Source organism: Stenotrophomonas sp. BIO128-Bstrain (assembly GCF_030128875.1).
Taxonomy (GTDB): domain Bacteria; phylum Pseudomonadota; class Gammaproteobacteria; order Xanthomonadales; family Xanthomonadaceae; genus Stenotrophomonas; species Stenotrophomonas bentonitica_A.
In genome coordinates this window covers 2,689,003-2,708,692 of the sequence record NZ_CP124620.1, presented here as the reverse complement: position 1 = coordinate 2,708,692, position 19,690 = coordinate 2,689,003, and the positions used below count along the sequence as shown (strand labels likewise).

The window sequence follows — 19,690 nt, the reverse complement described above, 5'->3', positions numbered from 1 at the left end:
GTGGAAAAACAACGACGGCACCGTGAGGTGCCGTCGTTGTTTGTGAAGGGATTGCTGGCCGCGACAGAATGCAAGTTGTTGCATGGTTTCCGGCGCGACCCCGCGGGATGCTGGACAGCTCTCCCCTTCGGTGTTCCCCAGCATGTGGCGCAACCTCTCCTCGACGTCCCGCCTGCGGTCTTTCCCGTGCCGTTCAGCGCCGTTGCTGCTTGTGCTGTTCTGCAGTCCCTCCCGTGCGGCCGACATCGATGACGGTCTGCAATTGACGGTGGAGCAGGCGTTCAAGATCGCAGTGCTCAGCGTCGAGGTGGACGAGTGGTCGATCCGGTTGCACAAATTGATGCGGGGAGGAGAGCCTACGGCGCCATTGAGCGAGCCCGACGCTGCGGTACTTCATGACACCGTCCAGTTGCTGACAATGGGCAAGCTGGTGACCGAAAATGTTGTCGCAGTGGCGTACGGCAACCGGCTTGAGGGCACAGCGGCAGGTCGTCTACTGGCGGCATCGCAAGCATGGGGATTTGCCGGCGACGGCGCTCGTTGCCTGGCACAGGACGTCCGGCGCGAGCCTGTTGCTGGCGCACCTCCCGCCGCCGCACCCACCGATAGGGTGGGCTATCGCGTCCAGTACGTTTGCATTGCACCACACATGCACAAAAGCCGTGCGCTGGCACAGCTGATGACGGCTGTCGTGCAGGGACAGGCCGCACCGTCGGTAGACGCACTGGAGCGGTCGATGTTGGCCGGCGAGCGCCGCGACGAGGCCCGGCCTCGGTCGATGGGCGGCAGCCTCCATTTGTCCAGCGATGCACACGGCCGTAACTGGACGAGCAGCGGTGCCATTGTGAGCGAACAACTGCTGGCGGAAACAAAGGTGCCGCCCACTGTGTGGATGCCGGCGCCGGTGTCGCAGGCTGAATCGGTCCACATGGCGGTGCAGGAACTGATGCAGCGCATGCAGGTTGCGGGGGAAGTGTCGGCAGACCTGCAGGATGCGATCGCCGCGCACCTCCTGCTGCGCTTTCCGGAAGTGTTGTGGGATGCCGTGCGCGAGGACGTCACCGGGCTCGCCCGCGCAGTTGCCCGCCGCGCGGCCACGGCCGAATGCCGGGTGCAGGAGGTGCAGCAGGGGGAGGACAGGTATGAAGCGCACACCGTTCGCCTGGCGCAGGCAGCCTTGGAATGCACGTTGCCCGCGCTGGAGTGGACGCTTGCACCTCTGGACGCCCATGATCGTGATGCGATCGCCTTGGCCGCACGCTATCGCCAGTTCCTTCAGCGCGCGACGGAAACGATCGCCACGTCACCTGCTCATGCGGCCGCAACCGCAGTGGACTTTCAGCAGGTGTCCGGACCGAATGGCGACGCATGGCGCGCCGAGCCAGATGCTTTGCCCAAGCTGCTGCTGGAGGGCATCCTGCCCGCACCGTTGGTGAAAGAACTCGGCGGCCTGGCCCTGAACGCAGATGCGCTCCATCCGGATATGCGTTTCGAGCATCTTGACGGGCGCAATCTGGACGAGTCTGGACGCGTGCTTGTGCGCCGCTTCCTGCAGGAACTGCGCGCGGCCAGACGGGTGGAATGACGTGGCACTGGCGGGGCGCTGATTGCCCGGGGTTTCCCTACTTCACCCCGTGCATCATTCGCTTCAGCAGCGGCGAACAGATCAGTGCGACCGCCGCGCAGCCCAGGCCGATCCACATCAGCAGCCAGAACAGGTGTTCGTAGCTGGCGGCGGCGCTGGCGATGTTCATGGTTTCGCCTTCCGGTACCTCGATCGCGGCGAGCTTGCCGAACAGCGCGGCCAGCGTTTCCGAAAACGCGGTGGCCAGGAACCAGGTGCCCATCATCAGGCTGACCACCCGCGGCGCGGCCAGCTGAGTAACGGCGGACAGACCGACCGGTGACAGGCACATTTCGCCGATCTCCAGGATCAGGTAGGCCAGTACCAGCCACCACACGCTGGCCATCTGCCCGGTCGCGCCCACCTGCTGCGCCGCCAGTGCCAGCGGCACGAACGACAGTGCGGCGAAGATCAGCCCGATCGAGGATTTGACCGGCTTGGACGGGTCCATGCGGCGACGGTCCAGCCACGCCCACAGCATGGCGAACAGCGGCGCGAGCACCACCAGGAACAGGCCGCCCAGGTAAGTCAGCGAGCCGGCGGTCTGCGGAATCACCAGGCAGTCGCGGATCAGCATGACCAGCATCGCCGCGACGATCACGATGAACAATGTGCGTGGCGCGGACGAGCCCGGGCGGCGCTCGGACAGACGCGCGGCCACCACGAAGCCCAGCGGCGCCAGCAGCAGCGAGGCGATCGACCACGGCAGCGGGGTGCCACCCTGGATCACCAGCGACGGCACCAGGTCCTTGGTGAGCAGGCGGTCGGTGAAGGTCACCCAGGAGCCATAGGTCTGCTCGTACAGGGTGAAGAACACCAGCGCCATGAAGATCAGCGCCATCAGCGCGATCATCTGCTGGCGCTGCACCGGCGTGCAGCGGGTGCCGGTGAACCAGGCGAACCAGACCAGCACGCCACCGAGCACCACGATCATCAACATCAGCGCCAAGCTGAGTTCACCACCGAGCGCGAACGCACCATTGGCGGCGGCCCACATCAGCGCGGCCACCGGAATCACGCCCAGCACGGCCACGGCATAGATCAGCCATTCGCGGCGGATGCCGAGCACGCGTTGGCGCAGCGCGGGCAGATCGGACGGTTCGGCGTGGCCCTGCAGATACTTCTGGCCCCACAGGAACATGCCCAGGCCGATCACCATGCCGATGCCGGCCGCACCGAAGCCGTACTTCCAGCCATAGGCTTCGCCGAGGAAGCCGCACACCAGCGAGGCGAACAGCGCGCCCAGGTTGATGCCGGCGTAGAACAGCGAAAAGCCCGAGTCGCGGCGCGGATCGTTTTCCGGGTACAGCTTGCCGACGATGGTGGAGATGTTCGGCTTGAGGAAGCCCACGCCCATGATGATCAGGGCCAGCGAGAGGTAGGTGATGCCCAGGGCCGCGTCATCGCGCACGATCGCGCCATCGACGCGGACCGCTGCGTGACCTTCGAAAGCCATGCCCAGGTGGCCGAGCACCAGCAGCACGCCGCCGAACACCACCGCCTTGCGCATGCCCAGCCAGCGGTCGGCGAGCAGGCCGCCGAAGACCGGGATGCAGTAGACCAGGCCGCCATAGGCACCGAGCAGATCCAGGCCGGCCTTGTCGCCGAACAGGTGGTATTTGGTGAGGTAGAGCAGCAGCAGCGCCTTCATCCCGTAGAACGAGAACCGCTCCCACATCTCGGTGAAGAAGCAGATGTAGACGCCCTTGGGATGGCCAAGGAAGTCGTCGGTCGCGGTGGAGGTCGAGGTGGCGGGCAGGACGGCTGCGGTCATCGAGGGCTGGGGCAGGGCGGACAAGGGGGCGAGTATAGGCCCGGGGCGAAGGGTCAGCCGTGCCGTGTCTGGCCGCTCCGCCGTCGTGCTGCCGGCCATGCGCGCTTACAGATAGCGAAGCCAGGCCAGATCCCGCCGCCGCGCCTTGAACCGCGCGAATGCCCGTGTCGGCCAATACAGCGCCAGTGCCAGCACGGCGGTGATCACCCACAGGCTCGCCACGTGGTCCACCGCGAAGTAGCCGCCGTGCGTCTGGCCCCAGCGTGCTTCGGCCAGAACGTACAGCAGCTTCAGCACATACAGGTGCAGCAGGTAGAAGAACATCGGCGCCGCGCCGATGTCGGCCAATGGCGCCAGCGCCCGGGCCACGCGCGGCTGTTCGTACAGGCGCAGCAACAGCAGGCCGATGCCCAGGGTCAGCAGCAGGAACAGCAGCGAGGGCGGGTACTTGGTCACGTTGAAGAAGCTCATCAGCGTATTGCCCAACGTGGCCAAGGACTGCCACGGGCTGTCGCCGTAAGCGTTGATCGCCCGCAGCAGCACGAAGGCGAGCAGCGCACCGGCACCGGCCAGCCACAGCCGACCCTGGCGCAGGAGGGCATCGCCGCCGCGTGCGAACCACGGGCCGATCACCCAGCCCAGTGCAATCACGCCGATCCACGGCAGCACCGGATACGAGGTCCGCAGGCGCAGCCCGTCGGTCACCGTGATCCAGTCGCGCTGGTGCAGCACTTTCCACAACACGGCCAGCGCCCCGTCACCCTGCACGCGGATGCCATCGAGCAGGTTGTGCCCGGCGATCACGGCCAGCGCCAGCACCGCCAGCGCGCCGCGCGGGAGCCAGAGCAGCCCGGCCAGCGCGATCATGCTGATGCCGATTGCCCAGATCACCTGCAGGTACACGACGCTCGGTGGGAACTGCAGCGTCCAGGCGAAGTTGACGACCAGCAGTTCCAGCACCACCAGGAACAGGCCGCGCTCGAGCAGGAAGGCCGAGGCGGCCCGGCGCCCATCCGGTTTGCCGCTGGCGTACAGCCAGGCCGACAGGCCGGTCAGCAGCACGAACACCGGGGCACACAGATGCGCCAACAGCCGGCTGACGAACAGGGCCGGCTCCACCTGGTCCACCGCCATCGGGTCGGCCACCTGGGCATGCAGGTAGAAGGTTTCGCGCACGTGGTCGAGCAGCATCAGCACGATCACGGTGCCGCGCAGCTGGTCGATGGAGGTCAAACGGGAGGCGGGGGAATGCGTCACAGCGGCGCCGGGTACTCGGCGCGATAGGATATAACATAACTAAAGTGGACGGGCCCGGCCTGGGACGTTGCCGAGTCCGGCGTGTGGCCACTCCGGTGGCACGCGCAGGTCAACAGGCGCCTCGATCAGGCGGTGAAGCGTTGCCGGCCAGCGGCCGGCACTACTGGACTTGCCCGTACATGAACGCTAGCGTGGCAGGGATTTTTTGCCAGCAGGGGCTTCCATGAACAACGACGCTGCGCCACGCCAGCTCACTTTCCGTGCGGTGGTGCTTGCCATCGTGCTGGCGGTGATTCTGTCGGCCGCCAACGCCTACCTCGGTCTGTTCGCAGGCCTGACCATCGCCACCGCCATTCCCGCCGCGGTCATTTCCATGGGGGTGCTGCGCCTGCTCGGCGGTGGCACGATCCTGGAAAACAACATCGTCCAGACCGGTGCTTCGGCCGGTTCGTCGATCGCCGCCGGTGTGATCTTCACCATCCCCGCGCTGGTGATCATGGGCTACTGGCCGGACTTCAAGTACTGGTGGGTGCTGGGCATCGCCGGTCTGGGTGGCCTGCTGGGCGTGCTGTTCTCGGTGCCGCTGCGCCGTTCGATGATCGTGGAAGATCCGCTTCCGTTCCCGGAAGGCAAGGCCGCCGCCGAAGTGCTCAAGGCCGGTGAAAACCCGGGCCCGGGCCTGAAGATCCTGGCCGTGTCGGCGGTGATCGGCGCCTTCGTGAAGCTGGCCGCCGAAAGCGGGCTGCGCCTGATCCCGGATGCCTGGGCCACCTCGGCCTACGTCGGTACCTCGAAGATCACCGCCTTCATCGGCACCAACCTGTCCCCGGCGCTGCTGGGCGTGGGCTACATCGTCGGCCTGAATGTCGGCATCGTGGTGGTGTCTGGTTCGATCCTGACCTGGCATATCGCCATTCCGCTGTACCAGGCGTTCTTCATGAACACCGATCCGGCGCTGGCGGCCTCGATCGCCACGGCCAGTTCGACGGAAGCGGCCTTCGCCATCTGGGGCGCGAAGATGCGTTACCTGGGCGTGGGCGCGATGCTGATCGGCGGCGTCTGGACCCTGATCTCGCTGCGCAAGTCGCTGCTCAACGGCGTCAAGAGTGGCTTTGCCGCGGCCCGCAAGAGCGGTGGCCCGGCGCTGGCGCACACCGAACGCGACCTGCCGATGAAGTGGATGCTGGTGGCCCTGGTGGTGTTCACCCTGCCGCTGCTGGCGCTGTACCAGGCCATCGTGGGCCAGTGGCATGTCTCGATCCCGATGACCCTGATCATGATCGTGGCCGGCTTCCTGTTCGTCTCGGTCTCGGCCTACCTGGCCGGCCTGATCGGCTCGTCCAACAACCCGGTCTCGGGCATCACCATCTCCACCATCCTGTTCGCCTCGGCGGTACTGGTGCTGCTGCTCGGCAAGGATGGCCTGACCCCGGTCGGCATCGGCGGTGCGCCGCTGGGCGCGGTGGCCGCGATCATGATCGGCGCGGTGGTGTGCTGCGCGGCCGCGGTCGGCGGTGACAACCTGCAGGATCTCAAGGCCGGCTACATCGTCGGCGCCACCCCGTGGAAGCAGCAGCTGATGCTGGGTATCGGCGCGTTCTCGTGCGCGCTGATCATGGCCCCGGTGCTGAACCTGCTGGCCACCGCCTACGGCATCGGCGTGAAGTCCGAGCTGCATCCCAACGCGCTGGCCGCGCCGCAGGCCAACCTCATGGCCTCGGTGGCCAAGGGTCTGTTCGGCGGCGAGCTGCCGTGGACCTTCATCGGTATCGGTGCGGTGGTCGGTGCGGCGATCATCGCCTTCGACAGCTGGCTGAAGTCGCGCAATGCCCGCTTCCGCGTGCCGGTGCTGGCCGCCGCGATCGGCATCTACCTGCCGCTGGAACTCATGGTCCCGATCTTCCTGGGTGGCCTGATCGCCTACCTGGTGGAGCGCTTCCACAAGATCCGTGGCGATGATGAAGAAGGCCGTGACCGCGTGCACAAGCCGGGCGTGCTGTTCGCCGCCGGCCTGATCACCGGTGAAGCCCTGATGGGCATCGCCATCGCGATCCCGATCGTGGTCAGCAGCCGCGCCGATGTGCTGGCGCTGCCGTTCCACCTGCCGGGCGCGCAGTGGATCGGCCTGGCCGTGCTGTTCCTGGTCGGTTGGCTGATCTACCGCACCGGCAAGCGCGCGGTGGGTTCGGTCTAAGCAACAACGACTCCGATCCGGGTCGTGACACACCCCGCTCCGGCGGGGTGTGTCGTTTCTGCGTTCAGCCAATGCGCCGGCATGACCGATGGCCTTTGCATGTGCGGCCCTTGCGGCCCTAACATCGGCGTTTTGCCGTTCCGCGGAGACCCCGATGAAACTTCGTTACGCCCTGCTGCCGTTGTGCCTGCTGACCGCGATGCCCTCGCTGGCGGCCACGCGTGGCCTGGATGTGCGCGACATGATCGCGCTGGATCGTGTCTCCAGCCCGCTGCTCACTGCCGATGGCGGCAACGTCATCTTCGCCAAGCGCGTGGTCGGCACCGACAGCAAGGCCAGCACCGGCCTGTACATCCGCAACCTGCGCACGCGCGACCTGGCCCCGCCCAAGCCGCTGACCCCGGCCGGCTGGAACGTCAATTCCGCCGCGCTGTCGGCCGATGGCCAGACCGTGTATTTCCTGAGCGCCAGGAACGGCAGCCAGCAGCTCTACGCGCAGCCGGCCACCGGCGGCACGCCGCGCCAGCTGACCGATTTCCCGGTCGATGTGGACAGCTTCCACGTCTCCCCGCAGGGCGACCGCGTGGCCTTCAGCAGCGGCGTGTTCCAGGACTGCGGTTCGGACCTGGCCTGCACCAGCAAGAAGCTGGACGCGCACAAGGCGCGCAAGAACACCGGCGAGGTGTTCGACAACCTGTTCGTGCGTCATTGGGACACCTGGGCCGACGGCCGCCGCAACACGCTGTTCGTGGCGCCGCTGCCGGCCGCCAAGGCCGCGGCGGTGAAGGGTGCCTCGGCGATCAGCGCAACGCTGGCCGGCGATGCACCGTCCAAGCCGTTCGGTGGCAATGACGACTTCACCTGGTCGCCGGATGGCAAGAGCGTGGTCGCCGCGATCCGCGTGGCCGGCAAGCAGGAGCCGTGGTCGACCAACTTCGACCTGTACCGCCTGGATGCCGAGGGCAAGCAGGCGCCGGTCAACCTGACCGCGTCCAACCCTGCCTGGGATGCCGGTCCGGTGTTCAGTGCCGACGGCAAGACCCTGTACTACCGTGCCATGAAGCGCCCGGGCTTCGAAGCGGACCGCTTCGGCCTGATGGCGATGGACGTGGCCACCGGCAAGACCCGCGAGATCGCCCCCAAGTGGGATCGTTCGGCCGGCGAGATCGTGCTGTCCGGTGACGGCAGCCTGATCTACACCAGCGCCGACGACATGGGCGAGCACCGCCTTTTCGCCGTGGACATCGCCACGGGCAAAGCCGAAGTGGTGGTGGACGGCGGCAGCATCGGCTCGCCGGTGATCGCCGGCACTACCCTGGCGTATACGAAGAACAGCCTGAAGAGCGGCGACCAGATCGTCGTGGCCGCCTTCGATGGCGCCAACCCGCGCGAGATCACCCCCAGCGCCGGCGAGATGCTGCCCGATGTCGCCTTCGGCGATTACGAGCAGTTCCAGTTCAAGGGCTGGAACAACGAGACCGTGCACGGTTACGTGGTCAAGCCGTACAACTACCAGGAAGGCAAGCGCTACCCGGTCGCGTTCCTGATCCACGGCGGCCCGCAGGGCAGCTTCGGCAATGGCTGGAGCTATCGCTGGAACCCGCAGACCTACGCCGGGCAGGGCTACGCAGTGGTCATGATCGACTTCCACGGCTCCACCGGTTACGGCCAGGCCTTCACCGACGCGATCAGCCAGCACTGGGGCGACCGCCCGCTGGAAGATCTGCAGAAGGGCTGGGCCGCGGCACAGAAGCAGTACCCGTTCCTCAACGGCGACAAGGCATGCGCGCTGGGCGCCAGCTACGGCGGCTTCATGGTCAACTGGATCGCCGGCAACTGGAACGAGCCGTGGAAGTGCCTGGTCAACCATGACGGCGTGTTCGATCAGCGCATGATGGGCTACGCCACCGAAGAACTGTGGTTCACCGAGTGGGAGCAGGGCGGCACGCCGTATGAGAAGGCCGCCAACTACGAGAAGTTCAACCCGGTCAACCACGTCTCGGACTGGAAGAAGCCGATCCTGATCGTGCACGGCCAGCTCGACTACCGCATTCCGGTGGAGCAGGGCCTGGCGGCGTTCACCGCCGCGCAGCGCCAGGGCATCGAGTCCAAGTTCCTGTATTTCCCGGACGAGAACCACTGGGTGCTCAAGCCGCAGAACAGCGTGCAGTGGCATGACACCGTCAACGGCTGGCTGAAGCAGCACATCGGCGAGTAAGCCGGTTCGAAGCGCCGCCCCCAGGGGCGGCGCTTGTTCAAGGCACCGGGTCTCGTTGGCCGTGGCGTCACCGGTGATCGGTGGTGTTGTAACCGAGCATTGTCGGCGGTGTGACCGGCCAACGTCGGCGGTGTAACCGGCCAACGTCGGCGGTGTAACCGGTAGAGCCGACCGTTGGTCGGCTGCTCTTTTACGGCAGCCGACCAACGGTCGGCTCTACCCGTGATTGTTTCCCGAAACGTGCCGAATCGCACGCCCATCGTCCAGGCACTCCACACCCGTGAAAGCACCCGCCCTGATCCAGAACGATATCGTCGTCTTCGGCCTGATCGCCGCCACCCTCGGCGCCGTGTTCTGGACTGCCTCGCGCGAGCAGGGGCCGTGGAAGCGTTTCTACACCTACGTGCCAGCCCTGTTGCTGTGCTACCTGATTCCCGGGGTGTACAACACCGTCGGCCTGATCGACGGCCAGAACACCCATCTCTACAACCCGGTCGCCCGCGACATCCTGCTGCCCGCCGCGCTGGTACTGCTCACTTTGGCCGTGGATATCAAGGGCATCCTGCGGCTGGGACCGAAACTGATCGTGATGTACCTGGGCGCCTCGCTGAGCATCATGGTCGGCGCGGTGGTCGCGTTTCAGTTGATGAAGTGGCTGCATCCGGCAACCGTGGCCGGCGATACCTGGGCCGGCATGGCCGCGCTGGCCGGCAGCTGGATTGGCGGCGGCGCCAACATGCTGGCGATGCGCGAAGTGTTCGATGTCAACGCGACCACCTTCGGGCAGTTCGCGGTGGTCGATGTCGGTGTCGGCTACGTGTGGATGGCGGTGCTGATCTTCATGGCCGGGCGTTCGGCGAAGATCGATGCGCGCAGTGGGGCCGATACCTCGGGCATCGATGCGCTCAAGCTGCGCATCCAGGCCTTCCAGGCGCAGCACGAGCGCGTGGCCAGCCTGACCGACCTGATGCTGATCGTCGCCGTTGCCTTCGGCGTGGTGGGGCTGTCGCATGCGATCGCCGGTCCGGTCTCGGCATGGTTCAAGGGCCATGTCGCCTGGGCCTCGCAGTTCAGCCTGGACGCGCCCTTCGTATGGGTGGTGGTGATTTCCACCACCTGCGGCCTGGCGCTGAGCTTCACCCGTGCGCGCAACCTGGAAGGCGCCGGTGCCTCCAAGCTGGGTTCGCTGCTGCTGTACTTCCTGATCGCCTGCATCGGCATGCAGATGGATCTGCTGGCGTTGCTGGACCGCCCTTGGCTGTTCCTGCTTGGCCTGATCTGGATCGCGGTGCACATCGTGCTGCTGTGGGCGCTGGCGCGCGCGCTGAAGGTGCCGTTCTTCTACTTTGCGATCGGCTCGCAATCCAACATCGGCGGGCCGGCCTCGGCGCCCGTGGTCGCGGCGGCGTTCCACCCCTCGCTGGCACCGGTCGGCGTGCTGCTGGGCACGATGGGCTACGCGACGGGCACGTACCTGGCCTACATCGTCGGCATCACGCTGCGCGCGATGGCGGGGTAGAGCCGACCGTTGGTCGGCTGCTGTAACGTCGCGTCACAGCGTACGACAGCCGACCAACGGTCGGCTCTACGGCAGAAGCAACCTGCGCTAAATCAGCCAGGCGATGCATCAGGTGTCCAGGAGGTTGCCGGCCAGCGGCCGGCACTACCGGGAATCCGGGCCGCCGGGAGTTACCGCACATGCGGATTTACGCAGGAAGAAGGCCGCGTTCGAGCAACCATGCTCTGGCATCTTCCGCATCCTGCTCGAACCACGCCTTCGTAGACCCCAACCGATACGTATACCCCCACGCATCCATGTCGGCCATCAGGCGCGCGCTGCCTACCCCCGGTAGTTGCCCGGCCAGCACGATCTGCAGGTAGCAGGTGGCGTCTTCTTCGGGTACCGAATCGGTGGCATCGGTGTGCACCAGCGCACGCCGCTCCGGCGGCAGCACGATCAGATGGCAGGCTTCGTGCAGCATCGAGTGCACGGGCGTGTCATCGCGGACATAGACATCGCTGCCGATGATGCCGGCTTCAGGTTCGCCCCAATAGCTGCCCGGAATCGGCGCGCCATCGGCCACACGATGCAGGCGCAGATCGTGGGCCGCGAGCAGGGTGTGGGCGTCGTCGAAACGGATATCGCCGAGGCGGGTGACCTGCGGTTCGGCGGTGGGGGCAGCGTCGTTCATGGGTTACCGCTCAACCGCCCCTTCCGGGGCGGAAGGGGCGATGTCGATCAGGGCTGCTGCGGGCCTTCCGGCAAGGCGACGGAAATATCGAGCACATCGTGCTCGCCGTCCTTGACCAGGTCGACCTTGACCGCATCAGCGTCGATGTTGACGTACTTCTTGATCACTTCCAGCAGCTCGCGCTGCAGCAGGGGCAGGTAGTCCGGGCCGCCGCGGTGGCTGCGTTCCTGCGCGATGATGATCTGCAGGCGGTTCTTGGCCGTTTCGGCAGTGGTCTTCTTTCGGTTCAGGAAATCGAACAGTCCCATGCTTACCCTCCGAACAGCTTGCTGAAGAAGCCTTTCTTCTCCACGGTGGTGAAGCGCATCGGACGCTCTTCGCCAAGGATGCGGCCCACCGCATCTTCGTATGCCTGGCCCGCCGCCGATTCGGGGTCCAGAATGACCGGTTCACCCTTGTTGGACGCATTGAGCACGTCGCCCGACTCGGGCACCACGCCAATGGCCTTCAGGCCCAGCACTTCTTCGACGTCGGTGATGCTGAGCATCTCCCCGCTTTCCACCCGCACCGGGCTGTAGCGCGTGAGCAGCAGGAAGGCCGGCACGTTCTTGCCGGATTCGGCCTTGTGGGTCTTCGAGTCGAGCAGGCCGATGATGCGGTCCGAGTCGCGCACCGAAGACACTTCCGGGTTCACCACCACGACCGCACGGTCGGCGTAGTACATCGCCAGGAACGCGCCCTTCTCGATGCCGGCCGGGGAGTCGCAGATGATGTATTCGAAGCCGTCGGCGACCAGGTCGTCGAGCACCTTGCGCACGCCTTCCTGGGTCAGCGCGTCCTTGTCGCGGGTCTGCGAGGCAGCCAGCACGTACAGGTTGTCGAAGCGCTTGTCCTTGATCAGGGCCTGCTTGAGGGTCGCTTCGCCGTGCACGACATTGACGAAGTCGTACACCACGCGGCGCTCGCAGCCCATGATCAGGTCGAGGTTGCGCAGGCCGACGTCGAAGTCGATCACGGCCACCTTCTTGCCACGACGTGCCAGCCCGCAGGCCAGGCTGGCGCTGCTGGTGGTCTTGCCGACGCCGCCCTTGCCGGAGGTGACTACGATGATTTCAGCCAAAGGATTTCTCCTGATTCTTCTGTTTGGGGGCTGCGTCAGTCCAGCGCAGCGATCTTGATCTGGTCCTGTTCCAGCCACACCTGCACGGCCTTGCCGCGCAGGGAGTCCGGAACATCGTCCAGTACCTTGTAATGGCCGGCGATGGCGACCAGTTCAGCGTGGAATTCACGGCAGAAAATACGCGCCGTGGTGTTGCCCTGGGCACCTGCCAGGGCACGGCCCCGCAGCGTACCGTAGATGTGGATGCTGCCGTCGGCGATCACTTCGGCGCCGGCGCCGACGGTGGCCATGACGGTCAGGTCGCAGTTCTCCGCGTACAGCTGCTGGCCCGAGCGGACATTGACGGTCTGCATGCGGCCCGGCTTGGGCGCGCCGCCGGTGGCCACGGCATTCGGGGCAGGCGCCGCGGGTACGGCGGCAGCGGCACGCGAACGGCGCGGCGGCTCGGCCACCGGCGCGCGGGCAGGCGCGGGGGCCGGCTCGGCTTCGGCACGCTCGTACTGGGCGCGGAACTTGGCCAGCAGCGGCAGGCCGAGCTGCTGGGAGAGCAGGTCGGTTTCGGTGGTGCCATAGGCCAGCGCGACCGGCAGCACGCCGGCCTTGCGCAGGCCATCCAGCAGTGCCTTGGCGGTGGCCACGTCGGGTATTTTGCTGAGTCCGCCGAAATCCAGGATCACCGCGGCACGCCCGAACAGCTTCGGCGCACGCGCGACACGTTCCTGCATTTCCCGGGTAAGGCGTTCGACATCGAGGGTGCGGATGCGCAGATTGGCGATGCCGACCTGGCCGATCTTCAGTTCGCCGGCCTGTTCAAAATCCATGTTCGCTGCCACCGATCAGGTCCCCGTCTGCTGCTGCGCGCGCAGCGGCTCGCGGCGATGGCCCACCCAGGGCACATCCGGCAGCTGGTCGCCGTAGGTGTCGTGCACCCACTGGTAACTGCACAGGTCCTTGAGCAGCATGCTGGCACGCACATCCACGTGGGCCATGTTGTTCTGCCCGACTTCGCGGAAGCCGAAGCTGCCGTGGAAGAGCAGGGCGGCATCGGCGCCGTGGTCCAGGAAGACTTCGCAGGTGAGCTGCGGATAGCGCAGCTCGGCGTAGCTCTGGGCGTCGGCATAGAACGCACGGCCGACACCACCGCCGCGACGGCGGCTGGCGACCACGATGCGGTCGATGTAGAAGAATTTGGTATCCAGCTGCTGCTTGAACCAGGCGAAGTTGCTGCTGTCGTGCTGGCTGTCGCTGCCGAAGCCGATCAGGAAACCGGCCAGGTTGCCGTCGCGCTCGGCGACGCGGAAATACTCAGCGCTTTCATAGAACAGACGCAGGCGGGCGGCATCCAACGGCAGGATGGCCAGGCCGGCATTGTTGTTCAGGGCCAGGACGGAATCGAGCTCGTGCTCGCGCACGTCGCGGATGACAATCGACATTGTGACTCCGTGGGGTAACGCGGTTGGCCCATCGAGGGGCCCTCGGTCCGATTATTGCATGGGTGGCTTCCCCCCGCGAGCCGACAGGCATGACTTCTGTGGGAGTGCAGGGGAACAGGTTCAGCCTACTATGCGTCCATGTTGGGATACCTCAGCCACACCCGAGTACTGCGACTGGCCGGCCTGTTCACCTGGGTCATGGTCGGACTTCCTCTGGTTTACTCGCAGTACGAAGCGCTGCTGCGCCGCGGCGGTGGCGTCGATGCGTGGGCGCTGTGGCTGTTCGCCGCGTACCTGGCCTTCGGTGCCGGCTACTTCTGGCTGACCCGCGGGCTGCGCAACGGCGGCCACTCGCGCTGGTACGACCGGGTCATGCTGGTGCTGCTCACCGCCTCGGCGCTGGGCGTGAGCTACCTGAGCGGTTCGGGCCTGGGCAGCATCCTGATGATGGTCGCTGCCGGTGTCATTCCCTGGATGCTGCCGGTGCGCGGGGGGGTGATCTGGCTGTTGTTGAGCCAGCTGGCGGTCCTGCCGGTCTACTACCTGATCCTGAATTTCTCGCTGTTCGAGGCGGTGATGCAGTCGCTGCTGTATGGCGGCTTCTCCATGTTCATCTTCGTGACCAGCCTGGTGGCCCGGCAGCAGACCGATGCCCGCGAGGAACAGCGCCGGCTCAATACCGAGCTGCGCGCCACCCGCGTGCTGCTGGCCGAAAGCGCCCGGGTCAATGAACGCACCCGCATCTCCCGCGAGCTGCACGACCTGCTGGGCCACCACCTCACCGCCCTCAGCCTCAACCTGGAGGTGGCCGGCCACATCACCGAGGGCCAGGCCCAGGAGCATGTGCACCAGGCCCACACCCTGGCCAAGCTGCTGCTGACCGACGTGCGCGAGGCGGTGAGCCAGCTGCGCGACAGCGGCGCGATCGACCTGGCCGCGGCCCTGCGCCCGCTGACCGAGCAGGTCCCCTCGCTGGACATCCACCTGGATATCGACGAGCCGCTGAGCGTGGAAGACCCCGAGCGGGCCCACGTACTGCTGCGCTGCACCCAGGAAATCATCACCAATGCGGTGCGCCACGCCGGCGCGCGCAACCTGTGGATCAAGGTCCGGCGCGAGCCACCGGGCATCGTGGTGCTGGAAGCGCATGATGACGGGGTGGGGGCCGACGGCATCGTGGTCGGCAACGGGTTGCGCGGGATGCGCGAGCGCCTGCAACAATGCGGTGGTGAGCTGCAGATCGAAACCCGCCGGGGCCAGGGCTTCCGCCTTCGTGCCTCGGTACCCGGCGTGCCAGTATTGATGCTGAGCGCTGTCATTGAAGGAGTGCGTTGATGATTCGCGTCTGCCTGGTCGACGACCAAACCCTGGTGCGGCAGGGGATCCGCTCGCTGCTGGCGCTCGATGACGGCATCGAGGTGGTCGCCGAGGCCGCCGATGGCCGCCAGGCAGTCGAGGTGGTCCCGCAGGTCCGCCCGGACGTGGTCCTGATGGACATGCGCATGCCGGTGATGTCCGGCCTGGAGGCGCTGCAGATGCTGTCGCGGCTGAACCAGCTGCCGCCGACCATCATCCTGACCACCTTCGATGATGACCAGCTGGTGCTGGCCGGGCTCAAGGCCGGCGCCAAGGGCTATCTGCTCAAGGATGTGACCCTGGACCAGCTGGTGGGGGCGATCCGGACCGTGGCCGATGGCGGCTCGCTGGTCCAGCCGGCGGTCACCCAGCGGCTGCTGTCCGGCCTGGAGCACATGCGCAACGAGTTCGTGAGCCTGGACCGGCCCGACCCGCTGACCGACCGCGAGACCGAGATCCTGCGGCTGATGGCCAGCGGCTTCTCCAACAAGGAGATCGCCAATTCATTGGGTGTGGCCGAGGGCACCATCAAGAACCACGTGTCCAACATCCTCTCCAAGCTGGGCGTGCGCGACCGCACCCGGGCCGTGCTCAAGGCCTTCGAACTGCAGCTGGTCTGAGCCGGGCGGACCGGCGGAGGCCATTGTGCAGCCGCCGGTCCCGACGTATTTGCCGAATTTCGTGAAACCCTTGCGGCGCAAGCGATGCGGGGGTGTTTTCGGGCCTGACGGCCGAATCCGGCAAAGAAATATTGTCCATCCGCTACGTGCTGACACGCGCGATGCGTTATCTTTCCGCTCCTTGTCTATGCAAAACCGCTGCCGACATGGAAACCGGTGTGCCAACCCTGATCAACAACACCGGCGAAGCCTGCTAGGATTGGCGCTTCGCTTCAATCAACCCGGCCGTGGGATCGGCCCCGGAGACTCCTGAATGACCCGTATTATCGAGTTCCTGATCGCCTTGGGGATCGTGGCTGGCCTGTTCGTCATCATTGGCGTATGTCTGCCGGGCGAGCGCCATATTTCCGAAAGCATCGAGACCAACCGCAAGATGACGATCGTGTTCGACACGGTCAACAGCCTGCGCCGCTTCAAGGACTGGAACCCGCTCTTGCTGCGCGATCCCGCCGTTGAACTGAAGCACTCCGGCCCCGCTGCCGGCGTCGGCGCACGCCTGGACTACACCTCCAAGGAAGGTTCCTTGGGCCAGGGTAGCTGGGTGATCACCGAGTCCGAGCAGAACAAGCACGTTGCCATCGCCATCGAGGACGAGAGCAAGGGCCACGACAAGGTGACCAACTTCACCCTCGAGCCGACCGGCAAGGGTGGCCGCAACGTCAAGATCACGCAGGACTACAACGTCAAGTACGGTTTCAACCTGTTCGGTCGTTACGCTGGCCTGTACGTAAGCCGTCACGCCGGTGACGACCTGAAGCTGGGTCTGTCGCGCATGGCCAACATGCTGGCCACCGTGCCGAACGTGGACTACCGCACCGCCGAAGCCCCGCTGACCGATCTGGCCATCGTGGACGTCCCGGCCGAGGACCTGCTGGTCGTCACCGCCGGCAATGTGGACCGCGGCCAGGAAACCATCACCAAGTCCATCAAGGACAACCAGGAGTGGATCAAGCGCGTCATGGAGGCCAACAACCTCGAAGCCGCCGGTCCGTTCCGCATCATCACCACCGATTTCGGCGCCGAGAAGTACGCCTTCGACGTGGCCCAGCCGGTCAAGAAGAAGGGTGCTGAAGGCGCGACTGCCGAAGCCCTGACGGTGAAGATCGACGGTGGTGCCCCGGTCAAGTACGTGCATGTCGCTCCGCACCGTTCGGCCCACGCGGCCTACACCGGCCACATGGCTGGCCTGGACATCGCCCGCAACGCCCTGCGTGCGTGGTCGGTGACCGGCGGCAACGAAGTGATCGATCGTCCGTACGAGTCCTGGAAGGACGGCGTGGACAAGTCGTTCACTCCGGAAGGCACGTACGACATCTACTGGGCCGTCAAGTAAACCGACGGTTGCCGTGATGTAACGCACGACCTGAAACGCGCCGCTTCCTGCGGCGCGTTTTTTTTTGGCTCCGCCAGCGGGGCACTGTCTGAAGGACGCAAGCATGCTCAACCTGGAACGACGCACGCGCAAACCCTCCCTGCTGGCCGGCCTGGGTGGCCTGCTGGCGGCCACCGCGGTCGGGCTGTCGGCCTATGCTTCGCACGGCATCGCCGACCCGCTGGCGCAGTCGCACGTGACCACGGCGGCGCTGTACGCGTTCGGGCACGGCGTGGCGCTGGCGGTGCTGGGCCCCGCGCAGCAGAACACGCTGGGCCGCTTGGCGCTGTATGTCCTGCTGATCGGCACCCTGTTGTTCTCCGGCAGCCTGGTGGCAGGCGCGCTGTGGAAGCTCAGCACGCAGCTCGCTCCGGTCGGTGGCACCGCGCTGATGGTGGGCTGGCTGGCCTACGGCCTGAATGCGCTGAGGCGCTGACATGCCCCGTTACCGCCGCGGCTTCGATGTTGATGAAGCGCATGACTGGTTGAGTCGGCGCGACCGGCGGCTGGGCACCTGGATGAAGCGGCTCGGCCCCATCCAGGCGCAGCCCGGCTGGGCGAAGACCTTCGACCCGGTCGATGCGCTCACGCGCGCGATCCTGTTCCAGCAGCTCAGCGGCAAGGCGGCCTCGACCATCGTCGGGCGCGTGGAGACCGCCATCGGCAGTCCCCGTCTGCATGCCGATACGCTGTCGCGCATCGACGATGCGGGGCTGCGGGTGTGCGGGGTATCGGGGAACAAGGCACTGGCGCTGCGCGACCTTGCGCGGCGCGAGGCGGCCGGCGAGATTCCCGACCTGCGCCGGATGTCGGTGATGGACCACGACGCCATCATCGATGCGCTGGTGCCGATCCGCGGCATCGGCCGCTGGACGGTGGAGATGATGCTGATGTTCCGGCTCGGCCGCCCGGACATCCTGCCGGTGGACGACCTGGGGGTCCGCAAGGGCGCCCAGCGCGTGGACAAGGCCGAGCGGATGCCCAGCCCGAAAGAGCTGCTCGCCCGCGGCGAGAAATGGGGGCCGTTCCGGACCTACGCCAGCCTGTACCTGTGGCGGATCGCCGATTTCACGGTGGATCCGAAGGCGACGACCGATCGGTCGCAGGGGTGAGGCTACGCGGCCGGCGGCTTCGGCGCGAAGGCCGGGTCGTCGCTGATTCGTGCCCGTGTTGGCTGGCGCTTCTTCGCCGCAAGGTGGCGGTGATGGCGGAAGGTGGCGACGGTGCCGCGGAGGACCACCACCCCGATCACAAGCGTCGTCCCTATCCTCCGCAGCGTGTCTGCCATGCCTGCGGTGTCCTGCCTCAGATGCATCACGAACACCCATGCCCACAGCGCAGCGGTCAGGCAGGCGGCAACCCGGCTGCGTTTGTAGACCCCCACTGCCAGAGCCAGGTAAACGCAGCTGAGCATCGCCGCAGCGATGACGTTCATCATGGCGAGCACGTGCTGGTTCTTGGCCCACGTCCAGCCGCCCGTGGCGAGGGTGAACACGGTGAGTCCCGCGCCCAGTAACCAGAGCTGCGTGACTGGCCTGGTGATCCCGCTCGGCACCTGTTCCCAGTGCGGTGCCTTGGGCGTGGAGGGGGGAACCTCACCGGCCTGGTAGGGATTCTGATCGTCCATGGTTCTCCTCCTTGTGGGCCGCCCTGGTCACGGTGTGGCGTTGCGCCAGCACCAGTGCCACGGTTCGTAGACGATCCCGTGCGGGTTGTCGCGCGGGTAGCTCAGCTGGAACCCGAAGCGCCCGGCATGCTCGCCCAGCCACGCGAACGCGGCAGTCGACTCGAACGATTCTTCCGCCGGCGGTTCGCCCGGTGTGCCGATATCCAACGCGTAGCCGCTGTGGTGTTCGCTGTACCCGGGCGCGGCGTTGACCGTGAGGATGTCCTCCACGCTCAGCCCACGGCCGCGCTTGCGCGCGAAAATGCCGAGCTGGTAATCGTGGCTGCGGTAACCGGAGATCGCGTCCAGTGCGATGCCATCGGCGGACGCCTGCTGGCGCAGTCGTTGCCAGCCCCGGGCGGCCTCACGGCGCAGCCAGAGGGGGCGACGGTAGCGGTCGAACCCGGCCAGGTGCAGCTGCGCCGGTTCGGCCTCCAGTGCCAGTCCGGTCGCGGCTTCGTAGGCATCGGCATCAATCCCGAGGGTTTGGAGGCGATGCTGCAGTCCACTGAGGGGCAGCACCGCATCGGGCGCGCCGCCACGGCGGTGCTCCAGCAGCTGGCGGTCCAGCGCATCCAGTGCCTCCTCGATGCCCGGCTCGCGCATCAGGCGCGGCACCAGGGGAAGCACGCCGTGGGCGGTAGCGACGGCGAGGTAGCGCCCATCGCGCTTGCGCCGCAGTACCCACTGCGCGCGCGCCAGGGCGCGCGCGTCGGCAGAGCCGCGTGCACGCAGCAGGCCGCCGGGCCACAGTTCGATCTCGGCGGTGTTGATCAGCAGGGCGTGAGATCGGCGCATGCGGCC

19 protein-coding genes are annotated in these 19,690 nt (G+C 66.4%); 10 read left to right on the top strand and 9 right to left on the bottom strand.

Annotated elements, in window-relative coordinates; genetic code table 11:
* Nucleotides 1–142 precede the first annotated feature (142 nt).
* Nucleotides 143–1,585, top strand: coding sequence for a hypothetical protein (locus POS15_RS12250; protein ID WP_284128228.1), 1,443 nt, complete (start codon nucleotides 143–145; stop codon nucleotides 1,583–1,585).
* 37 nt (nucleotides 1,586–1,622) lie between these two features.
* Here the strand turns inward: POS15_RS12250 and POS15_RS12245 are convergent, their stop codons facing one another.
* A complete protein-coding gene (locus POS15_RS12245) occupies nucleotides 1,623–3,398 on the bottom strand; it encodes an oligopeptide:H+ symporter (RefSeq protein ID WP_284128227.1) in 1,776 nt (591 codons plus the stop codon).
* A gap of 105 nt (nucleotides 3,399–3,503) precedes the next feature.
* Nucleotides 3,504–4,655 carry a heparan-alpha-glucosaminide N-acetyltransferase domain-containing protein gene (locus tag POS15_RS12240; protein WP_284128226.1) on the bottom strand — a complete coding sequence of 384 codons (1,152 nt, stop codon included), beginning with the start codon at nucleotides 4,653–4,655 and terminating at the stop codon, nucleotides 3,504–3,506.
* Nucleotides 4,656–4,878: 223 nt separating this feature from the next.
* Here POS15_RS12240 and POS15_RS12235 point away from each other — a divergent pair, with 223 nt between their 5' ends.
* From POS15_RS12235 to POS15_RS12225, 3 genes are all read left to right on the top strand, one after another.
* A complete protein-coding gene (locus POS15_RS12235) occupies nucleotides 4,879–6,849 on the top strand; it encodes an oligopeptide transporter, OPT family (protein ID WP_019184547.1) in 1,971 nt (656 codons plus the stop codon).
* 154 nt (nucleotides 6,850–7,003) lie between these two features.
* Nucleotides 7,004–9,067 carry a S9 family peptidase gene (locus POS15_RS12230; protein WP_019184546.1) on the top strand — a complete coding sequence of 688 codons (2,064 nt, stop codon included), beginning with the start codon at nucleotides 7,004–7,006 and terminating at the stop codon, nucleotides 9,065–9,067.
* A 280-nt stretch (nucleotides 9,068–9,347) separates the two neighbouring features.
* Complete coding sequence (locus POS15_RS12225; protein WP_172838052.1) at nucleotides 9,348–10,586, top strand: DUF819 family protein; 1,239 nt, start codon at nucleotides 9,348–9,350, stop codon at nucleotides 10,584–10,586.
* A gap of 187 nt (nucleotides 10,587–10,773) precedes the next feature.
* Here the strand turns inward: POS15_RS12225 and POS15_RS12220 are convergent, their stop codons facing one another.
* From POS15_RS12220 to POS15_RS12200, 5 genes are read right to left on the bottom strand one after another with little or no spacing between them, the layout of a single operon-like run.
* Complete coding sequence (locus POS15_RS12220) at nucleotides 10,774–11,259, bottom strand: hypothetical protein (protein WP_284128225.1); 486 nt, start codon at nucleotides 11,257–11,259, stop codon at nucleotides 10,774–10,776.
* 47 nt (nucleotides 11,260–11,306) lie between these two features.
* Nucleotides 11,307–11,567 carry a cell division topological specificity factor MinE gene (minE, locus tag POS15_RS12215; RefSeq protein WP_017355894.1) on the bottom strand — a complete coding sequence of 87 codons (261 nt, stop codon included), beginning with the start codon at nucleotides 11,565–11,567 and terminating at the stop codon, nucleotides 11,307–11,309.
* Nucleotides 11,568–11,569: 2 nt separating this feature from the next.
* Nucleotides 11,570–12,379 carry a septum site-determining protein MinD gene (gene minD / locus POS15_RS12210; protein ID WP_019184543.1) on the bottom strand — a complete coding sequence of 270 codons (810 nt, stop codon included), beginning with the start codon at nucleotides 12,377–12,379 and terminating at the stop codon, nucleotides 11,570–11,572.
* A gap of 35 nt (nucleotides 12,380–12,414) precedes the next feature.
* Nucleotides 12,415–13,200, bottom strand: a complete 786-nt coding sequence (gene minC, locus POS15_RS12205; protein WP_070473440.1) for a septum site-determining protein MinC — start codon at nucleotides 13,198–13,200, stop codon at nucleotides 12,415–12,417.
* A gap of 15 nt (nucleotides 13,201–13,215) precedes the next feature.
* Complete coding sequence (locus POS15_RS12200) at nucleotides 13,216–13,812, bottom strand: GNAT family N-acetyltransferase (RefSeq protein ID WP_019184541.1); 597 nt, start codon at nucleotides 13,810–13,812, stop codon at nucleotides 13,216–13,218.
* A gap of 138 nt (nucleotides 13,813–13,950) precedes the next feature.
* Between POS15_RS12200 and POS15_RS12195 the strand changes: the two genes are divergently transcribed.
* The 6 genes from POS15_RS12195 (at nucleotide 13,951) to POS15_RS12170 (ending at nucleotide 18,332) form a co-directional block, all read left to right on the top strand.
* Nucleotides 13,951–15,147 carry a sensor histidine kinase gene (locus POS15_RS12195; RefSeq protein WP_019184540.1) on the top strand — a complete coding sequence of 399 codons (1,197 nt, stop codon included), beginning with the start codon at nucleotides 13,951–13,953 and terminating at the stop codon, nucleotides 15,145–15,147.
* Nucleotides 15,147–15,788, top strand: a complete 642-nt coding sequence (locus POS15_RS12190) for a response regulator transcription factor (protein ID WP_019184539.1) — start codon at nucleotides 15,147–15,149, stop codon at nucleotides 15,786–15,788. Before POS15_RS12195 ends, POS15_RS12190 begins: the two co-directional genes overlap by 1 nt.
* A gap of 92 nt (nucleotides 15,789–15,880) precedes the next feature.
* Complete coding sequence (locus POS15_RS12185) at nucleotides 15,881–16,045, top strand: hypothetical protein (protein ID WP_160298430.1); 165 nt, start codon at nucleotides 15,881–15,883, stop codon at nucleotides 16,043–16,045.
* Between the two features lie 56 nt (nucleotides 16,046–16,101).
* On the top strand, nucleotides 16,102–17,181 hold the full coding sequence (locus POS15_RS12180; RefSeq protein WP_019184538.1) for an SRPBCC family protein: 1,080 nt from the start codon (nucleotides 16,102–16,104) through the stop codon (nucleotides 17,179–17,181).
* A 103-nt stretch (nucleotides 17,182–17,284) separates the two neighbouring features.
* Entirely contained in the window at nucleotides 17,285–17,656 is a 372-nt protein-coding gene (locus tag POS15_RS12175) for a DUF423 domain-containing protein (RefSeq protein WP_284128224.1), read from the top strand.
* A gap of 1 nt (nucleotide 17,657) precedes the next feature.
* Nucleotides 17,658–18,332, top strand: a complete 675-nt coding sequence (locus tag POS15_RS12170; protein WP_284128223.1) for a DNA-3-methyladenine glycosylase — start codon at nucleotides 17,658–17,660, stop codon at nucleotides 18,330–18,332.
* A gap of 2 nt (nucleotides 18,333–18,334) precedes the next feature.
* Here POS15_RS12170 and POS15_RS12165 read toward each other — a convergent pair whose 3' ends face one another.
* Complete coding sequence (locus tag POS15_RS12165) at nucleotides 18,335–18,847, bottom strand: hypothetical protein (RefSeq protein ID WP_284128222.1); 513 nt, start codon at nucleotides 18,845–18,847, stop codon at nucleotides 18,335–18,337.
* Between the two features lie 27 nt (nucleotides 18,848–18,874).
* The gene (locus POS15_RS12160; RefSeq protein WP_284128221.1) at nucleotides 18,875–19,684 is read right to left on the bottom strand and encodes a M15 family metallopeptidase; all 810 of its coding nucleotides are present in this window, start codon (nucleotides 19,682–19,684) and stop codon (nucleotides 18,875–18,877) included.
* Nucleotides 19,685–19,690 lie beyond the last annotated feature (6 nt).